This window comes from Mucilaginibacter sp., from assembly GCF_028287845.1.
GTDB lineage: Bacteria > Bacteroidota > Bacteroidia > Sphingobacteriales > Sphingobacteriaceae > Mucilaginibacter.
In genome coordinates, this window is sequence record NZ_JAQBOW010000149.1 from 1 (window position 1) to 2,661 (window position 2,661).

2 protein-coding genes are annotated in these 2,661 nt (G+C 42.2%); both read left to right on the top strand.

Annotated features, from left to right (window positions below; all coding sequences use genetic code 11):
- Positions 1–1,905, top strand: a 1,905-nt coding sequence (gene uvrB / locus JWP71_RS14445) for an excinuclease ABC subunit UvrB (RefSeq protein ID WP_299501310.1), incomplete at its 5' end; no start/stop codon positions are given.
- A gap of 402 nt (positions 1,906–2,307) precedes the next feature.
- On the top strand, positions 2,308–2,562 hold the full coding sequence (locus JWP71_RS14450; RefSeq protein WP_299501312.1) for a DUF4834 family protein: 255 nt from the start codon (positions 2,308–2,310) through the stop codon (positions 2,560–2,562).
- Positions 2,563–2,661: the final 99 nt, after the last annotated feature.

Genomic DNA, 2,661 nt, shown 5'->3' on the forward strand with positions numbered 1-2,661 from the left:
TCGGGTAAAACATTTACCGTTGCCAATGTTATACAGCAAACGCAAAAACCTACACTGGTTTTAAGTCATAATAAAACGCTGGCGGCGCAGCTGTATGGCGAGTTCAAGCAGTTTTTTCCAGAAAACGCGGTTAACTATTTTGTATCTTATTACGATTACTATCAACCCGAAGCTTTTATACCCACCACCAATACCTATATAGAAAAGGACCTGCAGATAAACGAGGAAATTGAAAAGCTACGCCTGCGCACTACATCGGCATTAATGAGTGGCCGGCGGGATGTTATTGTGGTTTCGTCCATATCCTGCATTTATGGTATGGGTAACCCCGAAGATTTTGCCAACTCGGTATTTAAGTTCGCGGTGGGTACGCGTATTAGCAGGAATGCCTTTTTACATCGTTTGGTAGAGATATTATACTCGCGCACCACTGCCGATTTTAAGCGCGGTACCTTCCGTGTTAAGGGCGATACGGTTGATATTTTCCCGGCTTATATGGATTATGCATATCGTATATCTTTTTTTGGCGATGATATTGAAGAGTTAAGCACCTTTGACATAGGCACCGGTAAAACGGTAGAGAAAATGACACACATGGTGCTTTATCCTGCCAATTTATATGTAGCGCCAAGAGAGCGTTTTACCCAATCTATCTGGGCCATACAGGAAGAACTGGAAACCCGCAAGAAGCAATTTATTGGCGATGGCCGTTTCCTGGAAGCCAAACGTTTGGAAGAAAGGGTTAACTATGACCTGGAGATGATCCGCGAGTTGGGCTATTGCTCTGGTATCGAGAATTACTCCCGCTTTTTTGATGGGCGCGCGCCTGGTGCAAGGCCATTCTGTTTGTTGGATTATTTCCCGGATGATTACCTGATGGTGATAGATGAAAGCCACGTTACCGTGCCCCAAATACGGGCCATGTATGGTGGCGACCGTTCGCGCAAAATATCATTGGTTGATTATGGTTTCCGCTTGCCAGCAGCTATGGATAACCGCCCGCTGAATTTCCAGGAGTTTGAGCGTTTGGCACCGCAAACCATTTATGTAAGCGCTACCCCTGCTGATTTTGAATTAGAGAAATCGGGCGGCGTGGTTGTAGAGCAGGTGATACGCCCAACCGGTTTGCTCGACCCTGTAATTGAGGTAAGGCCGGTAATTAACCAGGTGGATGATCTGCTGGACGAGGTAGACAAAACCATTAAAATGGGCGACCGTATATTGGTAACCACCCTCACCAAGCGTATGGCCGAGGAGTTGGCCAAATACATGGATCGTTTAGGTATTAAATGCCGCTACATACACTCGGAGGTTAAAACCCTGCAGCGGGTAGAAATATTGAGGGGACTGCGTTTAGGCGAGTTTGATGTGCTGATAGGTATAAACTTATTACGCGAAGGACTGGATCTGCCCGAGGTATCATTAGTAGCTATTTTGGATGCGGATAAGGAAGGCTTTTTACGCAGTGAACGCTCATTGATACAAACCATTGGCCGCGCTGCGCGTAATGACCGTGGCCGGGTAATTATGTATGCCGATAAAATTACCGACTCCATGGCAATAACCATGAGCGAAACCACTCGCCGCCGCGAATTGCAAATTGCCTACAATACAGCTAACGGTATCACCCCGTTAACTGTTGGCAAAACCAGGGAAGAAATTATTGAGCAAACATCGGTAGTTGATTTCCAGGGTGGCGTGCAAAAGGCTTATGTGGAAACGGATATAATGACTATGGCCGCCGACCCTATTGTCCAGTACATGTCTAAAAGTGATTTGAAAAAATCAATCGACAATACAAAAAAAGATATGCTTGCCGCTGCTAAGGATATGAACTTTTTACTGGCCGCCAAGCTGCGTGATGAAATGTTCGCGCTGGAGAAGATGATGGAAGAAAAGTTTTGATAAATATTTAAAAGCCGCGTGTCATTTGCCCATGACAAAAATGAATTTTGTTACACGCGATGGTGTAACAAAATGTAACAAGTGAAACAAGATTTCGACTTAAAGTATTGTTTATAAGATAATTACTAAAAAGTGATGTAACAAAATGTAACAACTTATTCGTCAGTATTTTTAGATATGATTTTGAAGTTTATCATTGATAATCAAACGATTACAAATTGACAATTTTAGGAGTGATGAAACAAGATTTTTGAAACAAGATCACTGACAATATGAAATGACATTTCTTTGATGTAACAATAGCCTGATCCGCGCTGTCATAACAACAACACTAATCATAAGCAAACAATTTTGTCGTTATAATATTATATTTGTACGCTTTATTAATAAGAATTTAACAAGATGGAAGAATTGATCCGTTTTCTATTTATTGCGATCGCAATATTATATATCCTGAGGGCCATAGTGCGCTGGGCTCTGCCTATGCTTTTTCAAAGCATGGTTAATAAGGCACAGCAACAACAAAATCAGCAAACCAATTATAAAAGCCAGGAAAAACCTACCGGCCGGGTAAAAGTTGATTATGTCCCCGAAAATCAAAAAGGCAAATTCCCTGATAGCGAAGGCGAATTTGTAGATTACGAAGAAATAAAATAACCAAAATGATATCTGATGACATATTCAAGCGCAGGCGTAATCATAATAATACGCCTAAGCCTGCTTTGCTCATCATCACCAATTACGTAGTATGCAGCG

Excerpts from the sequence above, each read along its gene's own strand:
- JWP71_RS14450 (WP_299501312.1), top strand. The coding sequence starts at position 2,308 with ATGGAAGAATTGATCCGTTTTCTATTTATTGCGATCGCAATATTATAT.